The 15,345-nt window shown below is 45.9% G+C and carries 13 protein-coding genes; 8 read left to right on the top strand and 5 right to left on the bottom strand.

Going from position 1 to position 15,345, the window contains the following annotated elements; translation table 11 throughout:
• Positions 1-131: 131 nt before the first annotated feature.
• Complete coding sequence (locus tag R3P39_RS05795) at positions 132-563, top strand: hypothetical protein (protein WP_336566226.1); 432 nt, start codon at positions 132-134, stop codon at positions 561-563.
• Between the two features lie 29 nt (positions 564-592).
• On the opposite strand, the gene R3P39_RS05800 is transcribed toward R3P39_RS05795, so the two are convergent.
• Positions 593-904 (bottom strand): antibiotic biosynthesis monooxygenase family protein, encoded by a 312-nt coding sequence (locus R3P39_RS05800; RefSeq protein ID WP_336566227.1) that lies wholly within the window; start codon positions 902-904, stop codon positions 593-595.
• Between the two features lie 384 nt (positions 905-1,288).
• On the opposite strand from R3P39_RS05800, the gene R3P39_RS05805 reads away from it, so the two are divergent.
• From R3P39_RS05805 to R3P39_RS05820, 4 genes are all read left to right on the top strand, one after another.
• On the top strand, positions 1,289-4,273 hold the full coding sequence (locus tag R3P39_RS05805) for a TonB-dependent receptor (protein ID WP_336566228.1): 2,985 nt from the start codon (positions 1,289-1,291) through the stop codon (positions 4,271-4,273).
• A 194-nt stretch (positions 4,274-4,467) separates the two neighbouring features.
• A complete protein-coding gene (locus R3P39_RS05810) occupies positions 4,468-5,556 on the top strand; it encodes a M24 family metallopeptidase (protein ID WP_336566230.1) in 1,089 nt (362 codons plus the stop codon).
• A gap of 9 nt (positions 5,557-5,565) precedes the next feature.
• Entirely contained in the window at positions 5,566-6,510 is a 945-nt protein-coding gene (locus R3P39_RS05815) for an ornithine cyclodeaminase family protein (RefSeq protein WP_336566231.1), read from the top strand.
• On the top strand, positions 6,491-6,751 hold the full coding sequence (locus R3P39_RS05820) for a hypothetical protein (RefSeq protein WP_336566233.1): 261 nt from the start codon (positions 6,491-6,493) through the stop codon (positions 6,749-6,751). Before R3P39_RS05815 ends, R3P39_RS05820 begins: the two co-directional genes overlap by 20 nt.
• On the opposite strand, the gene R3P39_RS05825 is transcribed toward R3P39_RS05820, so the two are convergent.
• Together R3P39_RS05825 and R3P39_RS05830 are read right to left on the bottom strand one after the other, a co-directional pair.
• Complete coding sequence (locus R3P39_RS05825; RefSeq protein ID WP_336566234.1) at positions 6,733-7,899, bottom strand: putative manganese transporter; 1,167 nt, start codon at positions 7,897-7,899, stop codon at positions 6,733-6,735. The two genes, R3P39_RS05820 and R3P39_RS05825, sit on opposite strands and share 19 nt — an antisense overlap.
• 71 nt (positions 7,900-7,970) lie before the next feature.
• Positions 7,971-9,596 (bottom strand): M28 family metallopeptidase, encoded by a 1,626-nt coding sequence (locus R3P39_RS05830; protein WP_336566235.1) that lies wholly within the window; start codon positions 9,594-9,596, stop codon positions 7,971-7,973.
• 183 nt (positions 9,597-9,779) lie between these two features.
• On the opposite strand from R3P39_RS05830, the gene R3P39_RS05835 reads away from it, so the two are divergent.
• The 3 genes from R3P39_RS05835 to R3P39_RS05845 are packed head-to-tail and all read left to right on the top strand — an operon-like array spanning position 9,780 to position 12,571.
• A complete protein-coding gene (locus R3P39_RS05835) occupies positions 9,780-10,583 on the top strand; it encodes a DUF3025 domain-containing protein (RefSeq protein WP_336566236.1) in 804 nt (267 codons plus the stop codon).
• Between the two features lies 1 nt (position 10,584).
• Positions 10,585-11,370, top strand: coding sequence for an ABC transporter ATP-binding protein (locus R3P39_RS05840; RefSeq protein ID WP_336566237.1), 786 nt, complete (start codon positions 10,585-10,587; stop codon positions 11,368-11,370).
• Positions 11,363-12,571 (top strand): ABC transporter permease, encoded by a 1,209-nt coding sequence (locus R3P39_RS05845; RefSeq protein ID WP_336566238.1) that lies wholly within the window; start codon positions 11,363-11,365, stop codon positions 12,569-12,571. Before R3P39_RS05840 ends, R3P39_RS05845 begins: the two co-directional genes overlap by 8 nt.
• A gap of 41 nt (positions 12,572-12,612) precedes the next feature.
• Here R3P39_RS05845 and R3P39_RS05850 read toward each other — a convergent pair whose 3' ends face one another.
• Positions 12,613-13,407 (bottom strand): UDP-2,3-diacylglucosamine diphosphatase, encoded by a 795-nt coding sequence (locus R3P39_RS05850; protein ID WP_336566240.1) that lies wholly within the window; start codon positions 13,405-13,407, stop codon positions 12,613-12,615.
• A gap of 120 nt (positions 13,408-13,527) precedes the next feature.
• Positions 13,528-15,252 carry a proline--tRNA ligase gene (locus R3P39_RS05855; protein ID WP_336566241.1) on the bottom strand — a complete coding sequence of 575 codons (1,725 nt, stop codon included), beginning with the start codon at positions 15,250-15,252 and terminating at the stop codon, positions 13,528-13,530.
• Positions 15,253-15,345: the final 93 nt, after the last annotated feature.

Consider the following 15,345-nt stretch of genomic DNA (forward strand, 5'->3'; position numbering starts at 1 on the left):
AAGGCGAAAATTTTGCTATTTAGCTGTTCTAAATAAGAAATTTTTAACGCAGTTAGCGTCGAATTTGCTCCCTCAAATTGAGCAGGTATTAATGCGGATTGGTATTATTTAATCTTAAGGAAGTAAAGTAAGTGAATCTCTATTTACTCGTAGCAGGTATACTGACTTTGATTGCGGCGCTGTTGCATATTGGCTGTATTTATTTTGGGGCTTCTTGGTATCGGTTTTTTGGTGCCGGCGAGCACATGGCACGACTTGCTGAACAGGGTAGTCATTACCCAACACTGGTTACCAGTGTCATCACGCTTGTACTGCTGATATGGTCTGCTTATGCGGCGGCTGGCGCTGGGGTGTTGTTGAAGTTACCGTTTATGCGATGGGTGTTATCTCTGATTACATTGCTACTTTTGCTGCGTGCTGTTGCTGGTTTTTATTTTGTATTTGAACCCATGGGACGCACGCCGGCATTTTGGCTCTGGAGCTCGTTAATTTGTTTACTATTAGCAGCTTTGTACGGGGTGGGCTTAGTGCAAAAGTGGCCGATACTCGCAAAAGCTAAATAGAAAGCATTTCAAGCGGGTTTGTAACGCTGTTAGACACCGTATTCACGCTCGACCTTGGCAATGCGAGTGGTGTAACTGGCATACCACTTTTGGTGGCCGTGCTTTTGCGCTTCTACATGCTCGGCATTGGCTTTCCATGCTTTGATTGACTCTAGATCTTGCCAATAAGATACTGTGATCCCCACTTCTTCTCTTGCTGATTCTATGCCTAAAAAACCAGGTTGTAGTTGGGCTAGTTCTACCATTCTTGCTGCGGTTTGGGCGTAGCCTTCATCGTCGTTGTTTTTGATATTGGTGAATATTACCGCGTAATAGGGTGGTGCTGGAGTTTTGGCTATCATCTTCAGTCGCTATTGCTGTTTTAGGGAACTTGGTTATAGCAGTACTTGCTTGCTGGGGTCAATCAATGACCCCATTACAAATTCAGGTTTTCAGCATTAACGTCTGTATCAAGCAACACTTTGCTGCTGAATGTGCCAAAACTTAGGTGTTATTTAAGGGTTAGCTTAATAACGCGTATCTTACTGATTCATTCACAGCCTTATATTGTTTACACATCTTTCTATCGGAAAAATAAATATAAAAATTTAACTCATTTAAAAACAACAAGATAAGTGCAAAAATAAAAATAAATGAATAATAAATATTGTATACAATATATCAATTGTGTATTGTTTAGCCGTTACCAACACACACTCACATCAATGGGAACAAAAGGAAAAACAATGCGTAATAACAAAAAAATCACGCAACTATTTAATAAAACACTCACCGCCTCGGCATTGGTGCTGGCTCTTGGCAGTAGCAGTGTCTATGCAGCAGATGGCAATAGCACGGTGAAAGGGAATATCGTAAACAGTCAAGGCGCTGAGCTCAATAATGCGCAATTGGTGTTTACTCACAAAAGCAAAGGCCTTGTTTTTACAGTGCAAACCAACAGCAAAGGCGAGTACCTGTTGCGCAACCTACCGGTCGGTCGCTACTCGGTGGCGATTAAAAAAGAAGGCTTTGAAACGGTGATAGAGCAGGACATCGCGCTTAATATTGGTCAAGCCGTGATCCTCGATGCTCAGCTCCTTCGCGCAGGGCAGGATATTGAAAGAATTGCGGTCACTGGCACGGCCATTCGTCGTGTCGATATGGCATCGTCAACAGCCGGGTTGACCTTTACCGACAGCGATTTAAAAATCATGCCGGTAAATACTGGGTTTGAAAGTATCGCTTTATTAGCACCAGGCACAGCTCAGCCAGGAGGCAGCAATTTTAAGGGGGCATCGAGTTTTGGTGGCTCTTCTGCAGCTGAAAATGGCTATTACTTTAATGGCTTAAATGTTACTAGTATTAAAACCGGTTTAGGCTCGATTCGCTTGCCTTGGGAAGCCATTTCACAAACCCAAGTGAAAACCGGTGGGATCAGTCCTGAGTTTGGCGGAGCGCTAGGCGGCATTGTCAATGCCGTGTCGAAATCCGGTGATAATGAATTTAAATTCGGTGCAGAAGTGCGCTTAGACCCGTCATTTAGCCATGATTACCATGACTCCAATTATCAAGATGATGGCACCATCAACATCAACACACAACAAGATTATGACTCTTTTAGAGAGTTACAGTTATGGGCCAGTGGGGCGTTAATAGAAGACAGTTTGTTCTACTATGGGTTGTTTGCGCCGCGAAAAGAAGTGAACCGTTGGGCCGAGCAAACCATTTTTAAAGACCGTGAAAGAGAAGAAGATCGCTGGTTTGCCAAAGTAGACTGGTTTATTAATGCAGATCATTCCCTGGGCTTTTCAGCCATGAATAATAAGCGTGAATGGACTACACAAAGTTATACTTATGATTGGCAAAGCAATGACATTGGTGATGAACAAGGCGTTGCTGCACCTGGTGAGGATGGCGGTAAGGTTTACAGTATTGACTACAACGGCTATTTTACGGATTTTTTCTCGGTCTCTGCGGTGGTAGGCCGAGTTACGGAAAACGTTGAAAACATAGTGGCGTCACCACTTCCTGGGGTTTGGGATGAACGCAGTAGTTTTGTCACTTTATCTAGTCACACTTCATCCGGCATAAGTGAACAAGAGTTTATTCGTGACCAAGCCCGCATCGATTTTAATATCGATTTAGACTACCACTCTATTTTATTTGGGGTTGATTATACTAAGGTAACGGTAGACTATTTTTCAGGTCAAAATGGCCTTGGTGATGCAGAAGGATGGTGGAGCATAAAAACGGCCGGTGACAACAGCATCTCTGGTGCCGCCATTGGTGAAGATTATGTCGAGCGTCGGGTTCGCACTCGCACCGTCGACTCGGAAGTAAACTCATTGGCCTTCTATGTCAATGATTCTTGGCAAGTGACCGATGAGCTAGTGCTTAATCTGGGACTAAGATACAGCCAGTTTGAAAACACCGTTACCGATGGCCGTGCCTATGTTGATATGGACAATCAATTAGCACCAAGGTTGCAGGCGATTTACGACCTTAATGGCGACGGTGAGTCTAAGGTCTTTTTCACCTATGGCCGTTATTTCCAACCTGTCTCGGCCAATATGAATATTACCCAAGGCAGTGCTTCGGTAGAGTGGTTTGAGTATTTCGACCTCAACGAAGTGGATGCCAATGGCTTTCCGGTACTGCTGTCCGACGGCTCGCCTAGCCGGGGTGCCATGCTTAGAGACAGGCGCTGGCGTCAACGTGGGATCACAGAGCCTGGCCTGATTGCCTCTTCTTCGTTAAAACCCATGTATTCTGATGAGTTTACCCTAGGTTATCAAACCGAAGTGTTTGACGACATGGCGTTTGGCGTACGTGCCATTTATCGTGACTTAGGCCGTAGTGTCGAAGACACCGATGTTGGCCCGGTACTTGCCAAAAAGCTCGCTGAGCTTGGCATTGAAGATAATGTTGGGCAGGGCTCGTATTATGTGCTCAACAACCCAGGCGAAGCGATCTCCATGAGTTACGATTTTGATGGTGATGGTCAAGTAGATGACGTTACCCTCACGGCTGAAGAGTTAGCGCTGCAACAAGCGGTAAGAAAGTATCTCGCCCTTGAGTTCACTTTAGAAGGCAATATTACCGATAAACTACGAATTAACTCTTCTTATACTTGGTCCCATAGCTATGGTAATACCGAGGGGTTAGTTAAAACCGACAATAACCAAGCCGATCCCGGTTGGACCACCTCATATGATTACGCGGATTTAATGGATCATGGTTATGGTAACCTGCCTAATGATCACCGCCACTCACTGAAAGTGTCAGGCTCCTATGACATCACTGATAACTTTACCCTAGGTTTGGTTGCACGGACGGTTGCAGGTCGTCCAACCAACTACTTTTCGAAACACCCTGAAGGAGTTGATAGCTGTGCGCCAGGCAGCCCATGGGATGCTTGTATTAGTAAATACTATGGTCACGTCTCTCATTATGATGAAAATGGAGATCCTTCACCTCGTGGCAGTGTTGATAATCTACCTTGGGCAACCACCATTGACTTATCAATGAGCTATAAAGCGGATGTGGCCGGTCATGACTTACTGCTTAAAGGCACTGTTTATAACCTCTTGAATGCCGATAAAGCCCTCAATATTAATGAGCAGCGTTCATTAGATGGTGATAATGGTCTGATTTTAAATCCAGATTATGGTTTGGCTAGTATGCGCCAAACAGAGAGGTATCTGTCATTAGTCGCGCGTTTCACATTCTAAAGTAAGACTAATGTTATGAACTACAAACCCCGGTGATAAAACCATGCCAACGGAATTCCCTAGGCAAGTACCCTAAGCCGAGCTTTGACTCGGCTTATTTCTCTGACAGTTCAATAAAAGTCTGCAACGATAACTTTATTTTAATAGTAGGGTTAACCTTGTCGATTTACCAACAATAGGAGCAGTAAGATTCAATGCAAGTTGATTATTTAACCAGACAACAAAAGTTAATCGCTCGGTTACAACAACATAATCTTCAGGCAATGCTGATTTTTGGTTATGAAAACATTCTCTATTTAACTGGTTTTAGTGGTAATGCTGCAACCTTGATGATTACCACGGATGGCGCATCTGCGCTTATCACCGATTACCGCTATTACGAACGCGCTTGTGCGGAAACACAGGACGTTGAGGTAGTGTTACGAGACCGCAACAAAGAATCACTACCAGCGTGTCTGTTTCGGCTACTGGGCGAACGCAAGCAGATCGGTTTTGAAGCGCATAAGCTTAGCCATCAAGATTTTCTATCTTTGTGTCAAGCCAGCCCAGCATCAACGTCACTGCAAGTGGCTCAACACTGGGTGGAGCAGCAAAGAGAAATAAAAGATGACTATGAAATAGCCTCTATCAAGCGCGCCGCAGCCATTGCCGATCAAGCTCTGCTTGAAACCTTGCCACTACTAAAGGCTGGGATCACAGAGCGAGAAGCCGCGCTGGAGCTGGAGTATCGTATGCAGCGGTTGGGCTCACAAGGCATGTCATTTGCCACGATTTTATTGTTTGGCGCTCGCAGCTCTTTGCCACATGGCAGCCCCGGAGAAACCAAGCTGAATGAAGGTGACATGATCTTGCTTGATTTTGGCGCCGTGGTGAATGGTTACCGCTCAGATATGACCAGAAGTTATGTGTTAGGTACGCCAAGCAAACGGCAACAAGCCATATACGATACCGTACAGAGCGCACAACAACAGGCTCTGGCATTGCTAAAACCTGGTTGCGACTGCCAGCAGCTTAATGATGCCGCCCACCAAGTGTTAAGCCACAGTGAATTTGGCGAATTTGCAGGAGAGGGACTTGGCCATGGCTTGGGATTATTTTTGCACGAAACGCCGTTTATCAAACCCGGTGTCAATCACCCGCTACAAGTGGGCAATGTGATCACCATTGAGCCGGGCATTTATATTCCTAATTTTGGCGGTGTCAGGCTGGAAGAAGACGTATTGATCACTGACTCGGGCTACGAACGCTTAACTCACGCACCACAACAATTTCAACTTGGCTAGGAGGCAAACATGAAGATCATATCGGCGCAGCAAGTGGCCAGTCAGTTAAATTTTACGCGCTTGATTACGGCATTGCGCGAGGGATTTGCACAGCAAGCGGGCATGCCAACTCGCAATGTCTATGAGCTCAATCAACAGCCAGATAATCACGATGCTTTTGCGGTGTTACCGGCTTGGAATGAGACGGTGATTGGGGTTAAAGCGTTTACCTACTTCCCACACAATAAGCAACAACAAAAAGCCACTTTGCACTCGAAAATTATGCTATTTGATCGTCAATATGGCGAGCCATTGGCATTAGTAGATGGAACAGAGGTAACGCTGTGGCGCACGGCAGCGGTTTCTGCCTTAGCCGCTGACTATTTGGCGCCAAAAAACGCTCGTCATTTGGTGTTCTTTGGCTCAGGGAATTTATCCAGTTATATGATAAACGCGCACTTAGCCGTGCGAGACTATCACCAGGTAACTGTGATTGCCCGAAACCAAGACGCAGGTCTGGCGCTGGTTGAGTCGCTTAGTGTTGAATATCCTGAAATTAAATTTAACTTTGCCCAGCAAGCCTGTGAAAGCATTATTGCCAATGCTGACGTTATAAGCTGTGCTACGGGCAGCCAGCAACCGCTGTTTAAAGGCAAGTGGGTCACTCCTGGCACTCATATTGATTGCATCGGCAATCACCACCGCGAAGGTCGTGAATGCGACAGTGAAACCGTGTGTAAAAGTCGCGTTTTTGTCGACAGTCGTGCTAATGTATTAAACGAAGCGGGTGAGTTACTGCTGCCCATCAAAGAAGGGGTCTTTTCGCCTACGGATGTGGTTGCAGAGCTCAGTGAAATGACCAAGGATCAAGGGGGCCGAGAAACTGAACAAGAGATCACCTTGTTTAAATCGGTTGGCACTGCCTTGAGTGATCTAATTGGAGCAAAATTAGTCTATGACCTGGTTCAACAATAAGGAACATGGCAAGGTATATGAGGTACTGGCGGTGGTTAAAGTCGCTGACAAGCGGATGATAAACCCGCTAATATGCCATGAGAGCCATATGTTGGTAAGTTATCAATTAGCCAGTGGTGAGCAAAAAAGCGAACAGCTGTTGTTTGATGAGGTGTTTTATCACGCATTTCATGACCATCAGCCCTGTTATGTGATGGTGGATGACAACGGAATTCGCCACTATCACCCGTGCCAAAAATAAAGCCCGTATCCGACCATAAAGGCCGGAATGGCGGAGTACAACGTGGCCACTAAAGCCGCTTTGGGCGCCAGTGCAATGGCGGGAAATAGGGCATCACCGTCGTTAGCAACGGCGTTCGCGGCTAAGGCGCTGAACGGCACTATGCCTTGCAAATAAAGCGTTGTTACAACAATTTGTGGACCACATCCAGGCAGTAAGCCAATAGTAATGGCCACTAAGGGCGCGTAAATGGCAAACTGGTTAAACCAAAGCCCTAGATCCAAGCCAAACAACGCCGTTGATAGTTCATACAGTAAAAAGCTGGCCACCACCCAAGCGGTAACAAAGTGGGTGTCTTGCAAAACGCGAGTTAATTTTCCGGGCTCATTGCGCTGCTCATCTTCTGAGGTAATGTCTTTATACGTCATTCCTTTTGAGCTAAGTGCCCAAATACACACGGCAAACAAACCCAGTGCGGCGCCAGACCAAGTTATGGCGTTTTGAAAACTGCCAAAATCGCTATTGAAGGCAATGGCGAGAGCAATGATCACGCTGGGCGCTAAACATAACTTCCAGACTGAACGACTCAGTATCACGGCCTTAGGAATTGCGTGGGTCTGCGGCTTATGCTCACCATCATTTGCAGGGGCACAGAAGTTGGGCGCGTGAAAGAGGCGCACAATGAAGCCACTGAGGCAACCAACTAGAATACCTAGGCTGATAATTTGCAGCGCTGTGATTGGGGCTTTGGCCATTAATAAGAAAGCCGCATCGCCCATGGTGGCGGTGAGTACAGCAACTACGGCTGCAAAGCTGGCTTGCCCTTTGGTAAATTGGGTCACCACAATAATCGCGCCGCCACACCCGGGGAGTGCCCCCATTAGCGATGCCATGATAATTTCGAGCGTGGCGGACCTTTGACTTAGGTAGCTGAGGTTAAGCTGCGGAATTTTGTCGACAAGATAGTAATAAATAAGCAGGGTTGCTGCGACAAACACAGTAACTTGATAAAAGGCGTCGCTTAACGCCGCAATGACAATACTGCGAGTGCTCTCTAGTGCCAAAAACAGTGCAATTAGGGCTGGTAATATTAAGCGTTTATTCAATAGCGCTCCTAGTATATTAACGGCCGTGTTGTAGGGATAGTATTGTAATAGGGATGAAAACATAAAGTGCAACCCGCATGAATGACAAGGTTGCACTTTAGCTTTAATCTAAATGATAATCAATATCAACTGTTCTATTTTCTTTGGAACTCTGCGGTCTTGTTCCATTTTGGCCAGGCTTCTTGCTGTGATACGTCGTAACCCACTTTGAAGAACAGCTGTAAGTCTTGAACCGCGCCGCTTAAGTCCCACTCTTCACGGTAGCGATCACACGGCTGATGGTAACAGCCTCTGAGCACCAAGCCCATGCGTTTACGGTAAGTTGCCGTAGCTTCGTCACGAGCTTCAGTGCCGCCGCCAGCATACATGGCAGGCACGCCCATATTGGCAAAGGCAAAGTGATCTGAGCGGTAGTAGCCACCAGCAGCCGGACGAGGATCGCCAGATACTTCACGGTCTTGCTCTTTGGCGGCCGCTTCTAAAATGCTATCAAGCTCTGATTTACCGATACCAACCACGCTAATGTCTTTCACTTTACCTAAAAGGTTTAGGCTGTCCATATTAATGTTGGCTACGGTTTTATCCGCTGGAATAACGGGATTAGCGGCATAATATTTTGCCCCTAATAAACCTTGCTCTTCAGCAGTAACTGCAAGGAAGGTCATCGAGCGGTCAGGGCGGTTAGGTAATTTAGTAAAGGCTTCTGCCACCTCAATCATGCCCCCTGTGCCACTGGCATTATCATGAGCACCATTGTAAATTTGGTCACCTTTACGATTGGGGTCAATGCCAAGGTGATCCCAGTGGGCAGAATAGATAATGTGCTCATCAGGCTTTTCGCTACCAGGCAAGGTGGCAATAAAGTTATAAGAGGTGGACTTTTTAATGGTGTTTTTAACTGTAACAGAGGCCGTTAAGTCGCCCATGTCGACATGATAAGCACCTTGTGCTGCCTTTTGCTTAGCAGTTTCAAAGTCTAGACCAGCTTTTTCAAACAGCTCTTTGGCAACATCCACGGTTACCCAGCCTTCCACCGCGACACGGTCCATGTTGTTATTTTCTTTGTCAAAACCAAACTGTGGACCACTCCAAGAGTTCTCTACAACACTCCATGGGTAGGAAGCCGGAGCCGTTTCATGAACAATGATAGCGCCCGCAGCGCCTTGACGAGATGCTTCTTCGTATTTGTAAGTCCAACGACCATAATAGGTCATGGCTTCACCGGTGAATAAGCCTGAATCTGGGTTAGCAAAACCTGGGTCGTTCACTAGCATCACCACGGTTTTACCTTCTACATCTAGGCCTTCATAGTCATTCCAGTTGTACTCAGGAGCATTAACACCATAGCCAACGAACACCAGCTCTGAATCGTTAATTGCTTCTAACTCGCTGATCCGAGCAGAGCCCATTACCATGTCTTTTTTGTATTCATAGCTTTTGCCGCCAATTTCTAAGCTCATATTGGGATCGGCTTCTAATGACACCAACGGCACTTCTTGTAAAAAGCTATTGCCGTTGCCCGGTTCATAACCAAGCGCTTTGAAGTGTTTAGTTAGATAAGCGAGCGTGAGTTCTTCGCCCTTAGTTGAAGGGGCACGGCCACCAAATTCATCTGAAGCAAGCGTTTTAATATGGGCTCTTAGCTGAGCATCGTTAATGCTGTTATATGCCGTGTCTAAATCATCAGTGGTGTTAGCTGTGGTCATACAACCAGCAAGGACTGCCATTGACAGCGCCGTGAGCGTCAGTTTACGTTTCATAATTGCCTTTCTTTTACTTGTTAGGAACCCCTAAGTAGTACCATAAAAGCGCGAAAAATTCGAGCGGGATAAGGTAAGTAGGTGGAACCGCTGGTGGCTTACGCTTATTTACAATTGAGTTTTGCCTCTGTGCAGAGGCTCAAGTAAAATGCCGGGTAATGCTCTAATATCGCGCTAGTATTAATGAAAAAATTTACCGCACCAGAAACTTGGCAGGTCGAGTGCCTTAACAACCCGGCTTTTAGTCATCTCAATGACTTATTTCAATTACACCAACAACCAGACTGGCCATCACCACAGTGGCTGACGGCACAAGTTAACCGAGTGAGCAAACAGCACTATGATACGGTGTTTGTCGCTGATCATGAGCTTGATTTCGGCGATAAATATTACGAAGAAATTATATATCAAAGCCATAAAGTGCCCACCCGTAGTAACAATTGGCATGACTTATTTGGTGCCTTAATATGGTGTTTATTTCCGAAAACCAAAGCGTTACTTAATGCCTTGCACATTGCAGAGATAGAACAATTTGGTTTGAAACAGCGCAGCAAAAAACGCAATGCCCTGACCTTATTCGATGAGTGCGGTATGGTATTAGCAATTGATGATGAAAAGTGGCGCACCGAGCTGCAAGCACACCAATGGCAAAGCGTGTTTTACGACAACAGAGCAGCCTGGTTTAGTCGTATTCAGCCTTTTGTATTTGGCCATGCCAATTATGAAATGATGACCAATCCCTTTATCGGTTTAACCGCGAAGTTGGTGTGCATTGTCGTTCCCCCTGAGTTCAACACATTGAGCTTGGCGCAACAGTATCAGTATTTAGATGAGCAATTGGTGGCGTGGATCAACAATGGTTTGCTGGACGATAACAGTCAATTGTCGCCGCTGCCGCTGCTAGGGATCCCAACTTGGCATGCAGAGGATCAAGACTTAACCTTTTACCAAAATACGGATTATTTTCGTCCTAAAAGAAGGAAGTAGCATGATAGCTATATCAGGACTAAAAAAACGCTTTGTGCTGACCAAAGAGCATAAAAAGAACAAAAGCACCACCGACCCCAGAGAGCGCGATGGTTACTTTCATAGCGTGGAAGACGTCAGTTTATTATGTGGCGCAGGGGAAGTATTAGGCCTACTTGGCCCCAATGGCGCAGGCAAAACCACCACGTTACGAATGTTGTCTACAGCGCTTAAACCCGATGCCGGGAGCATTAATATTGCAGGCAAAGACGTGGTAAAAAAACCAATATTGGCAAGAAAGGCGATTGGTTTTCTTTCGGGCTCAACCGGACTTTATGGCCGCCTTACCGCAAAAGAAAACGTGGAATATTTTGCCCGTTTACATGGTCTGCGGGGAAAGGCATTGAAATTACGCTGTGACGAGCTATTTCAGCGCTTAGAAATGACCTCATTTTTGGATAAACGGGCCGAGCACTTATCCACGGGGATGAAGCAAAAAACCAATATTGCCCGGGCTGTGGTTCATAATCCTGAGGTAGTAGTACTGGATGAGCCCACCACGGGGTTGGATATTATGACCACGCAAACCGTGATTGAATTTATACGCGACCTAAAGTCACAAGGCACCCCGGTGATTTTTTCTACCCACCATTTAGATGAAATCGCTTTATTGTGTGACCGGGTATCAGTAATCAATGAAGGGGTAACCTGCTTTGATGGCTCACTAGCGCAGTTTAAAGAACAAGGGCAAAGCCAAGAGCTTAACCAGGCCTTTTTAAACCTATTAACGGGAGGCGCAGATGTTTGAGGTCTTTTTAAAAGAAGTACGCGAACTTTTGCGTGACCGCAAAACCTTGTTTTTTGTTATCGCCTTACCCATGTTGATCTTTCCGGTGATTATGGCGTTAATGGGCTTTTTGGCTTCTCAGGCCGCACTCGAAGCCAAGCAAGAAGTGCATACCTATTATCTGGTGAACTCGGACTATGCTAAGCCTTTTGCTGACAAAGTGTTTTATCATAAAAGTTTTCAATTGTACGAGGGCGATAGGACACTGAACACAGTGGCAGAGCTTCGGCAAGCCGTGAAAGATGGCATTATTGATGTGGGGATTTTTATTCCTTCTGATCCGGTGGCGAGCTTAGATGCGGGGGTCAAAAGTGAATGGCAAATTGTATTTAATGACGCGCAATCCATTAACTTTATTTTTAATCGCTTGTCTGAACTGGCAAAAGACTTTTCAGATGAGTTGAGAGCGGCAAAGCTGGATCAACTCGGACTTTCAAAAGCGCTACAACAAGCGATCCTAGAGCCCATCAGCATTACTAAGGTGGATACCGCAGACACCCGTGAAAACTTGGGGGAGAAGCTCGGCGCTTTTATTCCTTACATGCTAATCCCTCTGGTGTTAATGGGGGCCAGCTATCCGGCCATTGATTTAGGTGCCGGTGAAAAAGAGCGCGGCACACTTGAAACGCTGCTGTTAACGCCTATTTCTCGAACTGAGCTGGTTTTAGGGAAGTTTTTAACGGTATTAAGCAGCTCGATTTTTTGTGCCATGGTGACGGTATCGAGCATGGCATTATGGATAGCAATAGCAAGTCAATTTGTGGCATTAGATATCGTTAAAAGCGCCTTTTCTTCCGTGGCGTTAGTGGACTTTTTATTGATCTTTGCGCTGTTACTACCAGTAGCTGTGATGCTTTCGGCGCTGACCTTGGCGATATCCATTTATGCCCGCAGTTTTAAAGAGGCGCAAAACTACATGGGGCCGCTGGGAATGGGGATTTTTATTCCCATTGCCGTGTCACTATTGCCTAATATGGAGCTCACCAGTAAAACGGCGCTTATTCCACTGACCAACGTGGCGCTAGCGATTAAAGAGATCATTAAAGGCACGGTAAATTATGCTGATGTGGCGATGATTTTTGCTGCCTCAGCGACGCTGGCTGCCGTGTTACTGTTCTGTTGTGTTAAATGGTTTAATAAAGAGAGTGTGCTATTTCGATAAAGTTTGCGGCTCGCAGTCACAAGGACGCGAGCCGAGCTCGTTTAGGCTGCTTTTATTTCATTCACTTTATCAATTTCCACAACATTCAACACCGCTTGAACATCAGACCAATGCAATAATTCGATACGGCCTTCGGCGTTTTCTACCAGGGCCGTGCAGTTCTCTATCCAATCACCATCATTACAGTAAACAATGCCATCAACTACACGGATCTCCGGCTGGTGGATATGACCACAAATGATGCCATCAACGCCTTGTTTTTTAGCTTCATGAATGGCGGCATGTTCAAACGCGGCAATGGCGGCTCTGGCTTTATGAACGCGTTGTTTTAACCAAGAAGCCAATGACCAGTAGTGACCGCCATATAACCTTCTAAAGCGGTTAGTCCAGCGGTTTAAAAACAGTAAGAAGTCATAAGCGGCATCACCAATGATGCTGATCAGTTTGTTATAGCGGGTAGCGCTGTCAAAGTCATCACCGTGCAGCAGTAAAAACCGTTTTCCAGCCGATGTGGTATGAATATAAGTATGATGTACTTCGACTTTAAATAAATGTTGGCCACAGTAATTGCGAAAGGTTTCGTCATGATTACCGGGAATATAAATCACCCGAGTGCCGTTTGCTGCTTTTTGTTGGATGCACTCTAATACTTGATAGTGAGAGGCATGCCAATAAAACTGCCGTTTCATTGACCACAAGTCGATAATGTCGCCCACCAAATAAAGAACATCACAGTCTGTTTTATTCAGAAAGTCGAGTAAATAGTCGGCTTTGCAATCTTTATAGCCTAAGTGTACGTCAGAGATCCAAATGCTGGGGTAGTAGGTTTTTTTCATAGCCATGGCCTTTAGCGTAATAATGACTATGCTAAAAAGCCTATGTGACAAGGGTGGGGCAGTTGTAAGAAGGTAACATGACAAAGAGCATACCTGAGTATGCTCTTTTCAGTGGTGGTATTAGCCCTTAACTGCTGCTGTGATGGTGGCCACAGCTGTGTCTATGTCGAGCATTTGCTTCTCGCCAGTGTGGCGATTTTTCAATTCCACCTGATTGTTATCTAGGTTACGCTCGCCAATTACTAGGGTATAAGGAATACCAACGAGTTCCATGTCGTTAAACATCACACCAGGGCGCTCTTTACGGTCATCAAATAACACATCGATGCCCGCAGCTTGCAACTGAGCATAAAAGTTTTCCGCGATTTCAGGAATGCGATGTGATTTGTGCATATTCATTGGCACAATCGCAACTTCGAATGGCGCTATGGCGAGTGGCCATTTGATCCCATATTTATCGTTATTTTGCTCAATGGCAGCGGCAACAATACGAGAAACACCTATACCATAACAACCCATGGTCAGCGTTTGGTTTTTACCGTCTTCTCCTAACACACCGGCTTTCATGGCTTCGGAATATTTGCTACCAAGCTGGAATACGTGGCCTACTTCAATGCCGCGCTTAATTTGCACCTTGCCGTTGCCACATGGACTTGGATCGCCTTCCACCACATTGCGAATATCGGCAACGGTGTAGTCAGTAACGTCACGGTCCCAATTGATGCCGCTGTAGTGTTCACCATCTTTATTGGCACCAGCAACAAAATCAGCCATCACATTTGCGCTACGATCAACGATGATCGGCATAGTAAGACCAACAGGGCCTAATGAACCGGGCTTAGCACCAATGGCGTTAACAATGTCTTCTTCACTGGCCATTTCTAAAGGCGCATGAACCAGCTCATGTTTCTCAGCTTTAAGCTCATTAAGTTCATGATCGCCACGTAAAACCAACGCCACTAAACCTCGTTCACCGTTATCATCTTCGGCACCATAGACTATTAACGTTTTCACACCGCGGTGTGGCTTCACGCCGTGTTTTGCTTTTAAGTCAGCAATCGTGAAGGCTTCAGGCGTGGCAAAACGGTTTAGCTCTTTGCTTGGAGCAGGTCTTGGCTCTGTGGGTGCGAGCGCTTCTGCCTTTTCTATATTGGCGGCATAGTCGCTGCTATCACTAAAGGCGATGGCGTCTTCACCGGATTCAGCCAGAACATGGAATTCGTGAGATAAGTTACCACCGATGGAGCCACTGTCTGCAATTACTGGGCGATAATCCACACCAAGACGGTCAAAGATATTACAATAGGCCTTAAACATCTTATGGTAGGTATTTTCTAAACACTCATCCGTTAGGTGGAACGAGTAAGCGTCTTTCATGGTGAACTCACGTGAGCGCATCACACCAAAGCGAGGACGAACCTCGTCTCTTACCTTGGTACTGACTTGGTACAGTGTTAACGGCAGTTGCTTATAACTATTAATTTCACGACGAACGAGGTCGGTGATGACCTCTTCGTGTGTTGGACCCAGCGCAAAAGGACGGCCGTGGCGGTCGTTAATACGCATTAGCTCTGGGCCGAATTGCTCCCAGCGGCCAGATTCTTGCCACAGCTCAGCAGGCTGAATAACCGGCATTGACAGTTCAATGGCGCCGGCTTTGTCCATTTCTTCACGCACGATCCGCTCTACTTTACGAAATACTTTCAGGCCAGAAGGTAGCCAAGTATAAAGGCCTGAGGCTAATTTACGGATCATGCCAGCTCTAAGCATAAGTTGGTGGCTGACTATTTCAGCGTCTGACGGCGTTTCTTTTAACGTCGCCAAGATATATTCACTCGTACGCATCGTAATTCCAGTATAAGTTACTTATTGTTCTCGTATGGCGCATATTCTAGCAGTGCCAGAGGCGCTTACAAAGCTTTAATCCGCCAGTAATGC

This window comes from Pseudoalteromonas sp. UG3-2, from assembly GCF_037120705.1.
GTDB lineage: Bacteria > Pseudomonadota > Gammaproteobacteria > Enterobacterales > Alteromonadaceae > Pseudoalteromonas.

Bases quoted from the DNA above. Each gene is read 5' to 3' on its own strand.
- R3P39_RS05800 (WP_336566227.1), bottom strand. From the start codon at position 904: ATGATAGCCAAAACTCCAGCACCACCCTATTACGCGGTAATATTCACC.
- R3P39_RS05805 (WP_336566228.1), top strand. From the start codon at position 1,289: ATGCGTAATAACAAAAAAATCACGCAACTATTTAATAAAACACTCACC.
- R3P39_RS05810 (WP_336566230.1), top strand. From the start codon at position 4,468: ATGCAAGTTGATTATTTAACCAGACAACAAAAGTTAATCGCTCGGTTA.
- R3P39_RS05815 (WP_336566231.1), top strand. From the start codon at position 5,566: ATGAAGATCATATCGGCGCAGCAAGTGGCCAGTCAGTTAAATTTTACG.
- R3P39_RS05820 (WP_336566233.1), top strand. From the start codon at position 6,491: ATGACCTGGTTCAACAATAAGGAACATGGCAAGGTATATGAGGTACTG.
- R3P39_RS05825 (WP_336566234.1), bottom strand. From the start codon at position 7,899: ATGTTTTCATCCCTATTACAATACTATCCCTACAACACGGCCGTTAAT.
- R3P39_RS05830 (WP_336566235.1), bottom strand. From the start codon at position 9,596: ATGAAACGTAAACTGACGCTCACGGCGCTGTCAATGGCAGTCCTTGCT.
- R3P39_RS05835 (WP_336566236.1), top strand. From the start codon at position 9,780: ATGAAAAAATTTACCGCACCAGAAACTTGGCAGGTCGAGTGCCTTAAC.
- R3P39_RS05840 (WP_336566237.1), top strand. From the start codon at position 10,585: ATGATAGCTATATCAGGACTAAAAAAACGCTTTGTGCTGACCAAAGAG.
- R3P39_RS05845 (WP_336566238.1), top strand. From the start codon at position 11,363: ATGTTTGAGGTCTTTTTAAAAGAAGTACGCGAACTTTTGCGTGACCGC.
- R3P39_RS05850 (WP_336566240.1), bottom strand. From the start codon at position 13,407: ATGAAAAAAACCTACTACCCCAGCATTTGGATCTCTGACGTACACTTA.
- R3P39_RS05855 (WP_336566241.1), bottom strand. From the start codon at position 15,252: ATGCGTACGAGTGAATATATCTTGGCGACGTTAAAAGAAACGCCGTCA.